The organism is Yersinia artesiana, assembly GCF_902726545.1.
GTDB classification, from domain to species: domain Bacteria; phylum Pseudomonadota; class Gammaproteobacteria; order Enterobacterales; family Enterobacteriaceae; genus Yersinia; species Yersinia artesiana.
Genome location: NZ_CACVAD010000030.1, coordinates 54,743 through 60,742, shown reverse-complemented (window position 1 = coordinate 60,742; position 6,000 = coordinate 54,743). Strand labels below are relative to the sequence as shown.

Sequence of the window (6,000 nt, the reverse complement as noted above, 5' to 3'; positions counted from 1 at the left end):
TAATCAAACCAATATTTTCATATTGATGAAAATAAATTTAATTTTATTACATAGTTATTACTTAAAATAAGGAATTAAATTATGAGCTATAGAATTAAAAAAATATTATTATCACAAGTATTATTTCTGATAAGCCCGCTAAGTTACGCCGTGGTAGCCGGTGGGATTGTTGCGATCAATCACTTATGGCCTGCCAACTCAGAATTCAATAAATTATCTTTCTTCCAGCAGATAAGTCACGATGGCGGAACCGACTCCCACTACTACTGGGCAAACCAGTTTTTTTTTAAACAAGGGGATGGGGGGTATATTGGTTTACAAAACAGGGGCAATGGAGTTCATGCCTTTAATTACTCTATTTGGAAGGCAAAAGGATGGAAGAGTGATAATTGTAATTACTTCGACCACGAAGGTTCAGGCGTGCAATGCCAGATTGTGGTGCCGTGGAAAACAGGGTATCAGTACAAATTAGATGTTTTCAAAGATGGAAATCTGGTTACAGGGGTAGTGACAAATCTGATGGATGGTACAACAACAACGGTTGGCGTTATCGAAATTCCAGAAACATTCGGCAAGCTATACGCATCTTCCGGTTTTGTTGAAGAATATTCTCAAGGAAATGGTCAACTTTCTTCCTGTTATGTGATGGGCGCTCAAAGTTCAATCTTTCTGAATCCAATCGGCGATGACAAAACACAGGCTGGACAGCGTTCCTATACCTATGGAAACTGCAATGATCCTTACGTGGTACAAGCTGCATGCAATGGTGATGCATGCATCAATACCGTAAGTAATCTTCGTGCAATGGCCTCCCCAAATGCACCGACAGTATCGATTGTCAATGGCAAGGACTTGACTGCAGAGACCATCTCTAGCGCATTGAGCAAAGTCAATTTGGTCGCTATACGCTCCCAAGATGATAATTGGGCACCAAATATCTATTTCCCGCAACCTAACACGCTTAAATGGAAATCAATATTTGTGGATCATCGCGCTAGTAACAGTTCATCAATTTATGTAAATGGTGGTATTACGACGGTAAACAAGGGCCAGCACCTGATGTATATGTCCGATGGTAGCAGTTGGAAAGTTATTAATCCGACCTAAGATAGTTTGTCATTTATTAACATTAGAATGCCGCCAACACTTTAGTTTTCAACAGTCAGGTTGGCGGTATTTCACAACAAGCTTGACAGATAAATGCTTCAGCCCCCTATCCTCACTCAATATCAATAATGAGTCATGACAGAAAAACTGAAGTATTACCTCCGGCCAGGTGAAAATATCAGGAGAAGACCCACAAGAATAAACATCAGTTAACATCGAAATTAGAGTTGCCCGCTTAAGAAACCTTAAACGGGCTTTTGGCTATCTGATAATTTGCTCCGGCTTGAGTATTACCGATATAAGCTTATCGCTATTTCCGCTTAAGAATCCGCAGAAAATCCTGCTTACTTGAAATCAGCGAAAGTGCATTAGCAATAATTTCATCACTAAAGATCGAGGCAATATCTTTCAGCACATCGATATGCTCTTTTTCTTTCGCGATAACGCCAATGGCAATAAACATCACATTGCTTCTATCCCAAATAACACCATCAGGGAATTGGAAGATCTCAACACCTGTTTTAACAATAATATTGGTCGCTGATTTTGGCAGGTGGGGCAAGGTAATTCCATTACCCAGGAAGGTGGAGACTTGCTGCTCTCTTTCATTAAGGAAAGCAATACAATCCTGGTTAATATACCCTTTAGCTTTAAACTCTTTCCCTACCATGGATAAAACTTCAGCCTTATTTTTTGCATGACATCCTAAATGGATATTTTCAGCAGTAATATTATCTAGCATGACCTGTCCCCTTTGCGCTATGACTCATTTGTCTCATATAAAGCAGTACCTATTAATTACCGGAAGACAGTTCTTCTTCTAGTTGCTCTAATGATTTATTAGCTGTTTCTGGCAAGGCTGCGACCACAAAGATAATCGCCAGATAGTTGATCAGTGCAAAAATCAGAAATACCGGGCCGAGGCCCAACTTCGCTTGTAATACCGGGAATAAGTAACTGACTATTGCGTTCATGATCCACATGAAAAACACCGAAATCCCCATAGATAATCCACGAATTTTTAATGGGAAAAGTTCAGCTAATACCACCCAGGTAAGAAAGCCCATGGTCCCCTGCATAACACCGACAAATAACGCACCCAGCAACCAAATGACAGTCGCCTTGATTTCCCCCATCAGATAATAATCTGCACCGGCGATAATCAGGTGTAATGTTGCCATGAGTGCGAATCCATAAATAATTAATGTCTTTCGTTTAAAACGGTCAACCAGGAAAAGCACCCCAATAATCATACCACCAACAGAAAAGACGCCATTTAACACGTTGCAGATCAACGACATTCTTTCAGAGAACCCGGCAGTCTTCAGTATTTCCGTACCATAGTACATAATCACGTTAACCCCGGTTGTCTGCTGCAATGCCGCCCAAACAATACCTACCAAGATTAATTTTAAGATCCACGGTGTATGAAAAATAATTGCCCAATCTTTCTTTGCATATAAGTGCTTTTCTTTTTCAACATCAATCAACGTGACGATATCTTCAAATTCTTTAATTGCACGCTGTTCGGGACGAATCTGTTTTAATATGGCTAATGCTTCTTCACGTCGATTTTTGCTGACCAACCAGCGAGGACTTTCTGGCGAACGCCACATTCCAACCAATAAACAAATCGCGGGAATAGTCTGCACCAATAACATATAGCGCCAGACTTCAGGAAGATGTCCCCAAACAATACCAATTACCGCATTCACAGCAAATGCTGCTAATTGACCAAACACAATGGCCACTTCATTTAACCCCGTTAGTTTGCCCCGCATTTCTGTTGGCGCAACTTCGGATATAAATGTAGGTGCAGTAACCGATGCGCCGCCGACTGCGTAACCGAGCAAAAATCGAGCAATTAACAGACAAGTAATATTAGGGGATAATGCGCACAAGAGTGCACCAAAGAAGAAAACGAAAGAGAGATAGAGTAAATATTTTCTTCGGCCAAAGAAGTCAGCCAGTTTTCCGCCCAAGATACTCCCAATGGCGGCACCGACCAAAAGCACACTCATGACCAGACCGACTGTCGTCGGTGTCAGTGCCATATTTTCTTTCAATGACGAAAATGCACCATTAATAACACCCGTGTCGTAACCAAACAGCAAGCCACCAAAGGTAGCGACTAATGTTATTTGATGTAATCGTTTTCTCTGTTGTGCGTTGAGATTCATCATTAACGACATATCCTTACCTTTTATTTGAGTATCCATTTAATGTCAAAAAGGTTTTTTAAAAAAAACGTCCCCGCACTTTCAAAAGAGAAAGTGAAAAAAAACTTTTTGGCACTCTGATTTATTAATTAGATAAATGCAGTTATTGAAGCCAAATAAACCTTGTTACAGAGTGTGACGTTATATTATTTATGATGTGTTTTTCTGTTTAGCACGCCCCTTTTACATTTTCGATTTTTAACCTGTTCGCCAGACCACTTGCAGCAACATCTGAATAACTTAACTGTGACATAACATATCATTCATATTGAAATTAAAATTCTATATCGATCACAATATGATATCTTGATTTCACTTCTGTGTGAGTAAAAACATAGCTAACAGCGGGCTTGATTACCACAGAAACAACTATCATTTTGATATTAAATAAAAAAATAAGTGATTTATCTACTTCAACTTATGGGTTTTTAATGAGGAAGGGATACAGAAAGTTATCTTTTTTGTGACCTGGTTAACTATTTTATTTCAAAAATAATTTATTTTGGAATAAAAATTTGCATTTGAAGTTTGACGGCCCACGGCATGAAATTTTGCCTGCATCCAGGCCAACAAACACGATTGGAGGACTAAAAGGTGGGAAATATCAGATGTTAATGAGAAAAGCCCGCTTGAAGAAAAATAAGCGGACTTTTTGCTATTTGATCGCTTTTTGCTCGCCTGATGCTACAGCGCATAAAAAATCAGCGCAGCAATACCACCAAATAATATCCATTTGATCAGATAATAAATTCTACGATTCCAGGTTTTCAGGCGCTTACCTACCTTACGTACCGCATAAATATATTTAAACGCTCGATTGACTCCGCCAGTCCTATCCCCTTCTTCATTGGGTGCTGTCGCAGCACTCATCAAATTGCGTCCCAACCAATGATTAACCCATTGCGCCCAACGATAACGCATCGGGCGTTCAATATCACAAAACAAGATAAGTCGATTCTGCCCACTTTGGTTTTCAGCATAATGAATATAAGTTTCATCAAACAATATTCCTTCACCGTCACGCCAGCTATATATAGTTCCATCTACATCAATAAAGCAGCGATCATCATTCGGTGTGATTAAACCAAGGTGATAACGTAAGGAACCCGCATAAGGGTCGCGGTGGCGAGGTAAACGGCTGCCGTCCGGTAACTCAGCAAACATCGCCGCTTTCACCGACGGTAGCCCTTTCAATAAGGTGGTGGTGTAAGGGCATAATGTCATTGCCGATGGGTGGTTATCTTCATACCATTTCAAATAAAAACGCTTCCAACCCGTTTTAAAGAAAGAATTAAAACCGGCATCATTATATTTATCCGATGCTTTGATTTGCTGGATATCCATTAATGCCTTACCTTCCTCCCTAATTTTTAACCAGTTATCTCGCAGTATGGCCAGTTCGGGGAACAAGTCCTGTTTTAAATAAGGCGTGGTGGGAACCCGCGAGAATAAATACATAAAGGCATTGATTGGTGAAACAAATGTCGAATGGTCTGAGAGTTGACGCCAGAATTTATAACGAACTTTTCCGCGAAAATGCACATAAGCTACGCATAAGATGAAAATAAATAGCACTATATATTTCATGATGTCCTATCAATAAATATTTTAGATAGCTAAATATCTAGCCTATTCCCATTGAACTTTCCAACTTAAAAATATTAAAAATAATGACAAAAGTAATAACATCATGATTAATAAGCAATAAATGTCTGCACATCACTGTTATTTAATGTGAAACATCCGGTAAAACAACGGCCTACGGGGAAGTCTTCACTTAGTTCGCGTAATAACTGTAATTCAAAACGCCCGGTGTCCAATGAATAACTCAGCAGTTTCGCTTCAAGAAAATCAAAATAACGCCCAAGTTGCGGGTAGACGGCTTTAAATAAACTCTCTTTAGCGGAAAAAGCTAATGTCAGCAATTGGTTAAAAGGTAATGGGCCATCCTGAAAACAGTGATACTCTTCTTCACTGAGAATACCTGGCCATAAGTTAGCGGCTCTTTCATCAGCAATGATGCTTTCAATATCCAAACCAAGACCGTGCCGGCGGGAACTGGCTTCTGTAGGCCCACCGGTGGGTGTGATTATTTGTGCTGTGCACAAAGCGCGTTGGTTATTATGGCTGATACTACCAATCAAACCGGCCGGCCACAGTGGGGCGCGGTCAATACCATTTGCCAATGGATAATCGCGAGCCTCCAGCATATTCAATACCTGTCTGGCAACAAAGCGTCCTGCCAGATATTCAGCACGCCGTTTAGCTACGGCTTTTTGCAAACTGCCAGGAAACGCAATGCCGTACACGGCAAATAGCTCATCCCGATATTCATTCACATCAAAATCACATTTAGCCAAAAGCCCATGAAACAGGGGTTGGTCATTCAAACCGGCGGCTGGAAGTGCGGCAAAAGTAAAATTACGGATAAATACCGAGGTCACGCGTTATCCTATTTATGTTGATTTATAGCGTTTTATAGTAGTAGTTAACCTCGCTTGCCACAATATCAGAACCCCGCCATTTGAACTAAAACGTTAGTCACTTCAAGTTGTGCCACATTTATAGCCCGATAAATCCTCTCTTTTACCACGCATTTTGTGGGGGTTACCCTACCATGAAATGCAACTTCACAATTATTGAAACACAGTTCCTGTCGTTTCTTTTTCTGTGA

General features: G+C 40.3%; 5 protein-coding genes. 1 reads left to right on the top strand and 4 read right to left on the bottom strand.

Going from position 1 to position 6,000, the window contains the following annotated elements:
- The first annotated feature begins 81 nt into the window (after nt 1-81).
- Complete coding sequence (locus tag HU019_RS12035) at nt 82-1,107, top strand: DUF3472 domain-containing protein (RefSeq protein ID WP_174847237.1); 1,026 nt, start codon at nt 82-84, stop codon at nt 1,105-1,107.
- Between the two features lie 310 nt (nt 1,108-1,417).
- On the opposite strand, the gene HU019_RS12030 is transcribed toward HU019_RS12035, so the two are convergent.
- The 4 genes from HU019_RS12030 to HU019_RS12015 form a co-directional block, all read right to left on the bottom strand.
- The gene (locus tag HU019_RS12030; protein ID WP_174847238.1) at nt 1,418-1,849 is read right to left on the bottom strand and encodes a PTS sugar transporter subunit IIA; all 432 of its coding nucleotides are present in this window, start codon (nt 1,847-1,849) and stop codon (nt 1,418-1,420) included.
- Between the two features lie 52 nt (nt 1,850-1,901).
- On the bottom strand, nt 1,902-3,299 hold the full coding sequence (locus HU019_RS12025) for a sugar porter family MFS transporter (RefSeq protein WP_174847239.1): 1,398 nt from the start codon (nt 3,297-3,299) through the stop codon (nt 1,902-1,904).
- Nucleotides 3,300-4,010: 711 nt separating this feature from the next.
- Nucleotides 4,011-4,913 carry a lipid A hydroxylase LpxO gene (gene lpxO / locus HU019_RS12020; protein ID WP_174847240.1) on the bottom strand — a complete coding sequence of 301 codons (903 nt, stop codon included), beginning with the start codon at nt 4,911-4,913 and terminating at the stop codon, nt 4,011-4,013.
- A gap of 107 nt (nt 4,914-5,020) precedes the next feature.
- The gene (locus HU019_RS12015) at nt 5,021-5,770 is read right to left on the bottom strand and encodes a 4'-phosphopantetheinyl transferase family protein (RefSeq protein WP_174847241.1); all 750 of its coding nucleotides are present in this window, start codon (nt 5,768-5,770) and stop codon (nt 5,021-5,023) included.
- Nucleotides 5,771-6,000 lie beyond the last annotated feature (230 nt).

Excerpts from the sequence above, each read along its gene's own strand:
- HU019_RS12035 (WP_174847237.1), top strand. The coding sequence starts at position 82 with ATGAGCTATAGAATTAAAAAAATATTATTATCACAAGTATTATTTCTG.
- HU019_RS12030 (WP_174847238.1), bottom strand. The coding sequence starts at position 1,849 with ATGCTAGATAATATTACTGCTGAAAATATCCATTTAGGATGTCATGCA.
- HU019_RS12025 (WP_174847239.1), bottom strand. The coding sequence starts at position 3,299 with ATGTCGTTAATGATGAATCTCAACGCACAACAGAGAAAACGATTACAT.
- lpxO (WP_174847240.1), bottom strand. The coding sequence starts at position 4,913 with ATGAAATATATAGTGCTATTTATTTTCATCTTATGCGTAGCTTATGTG.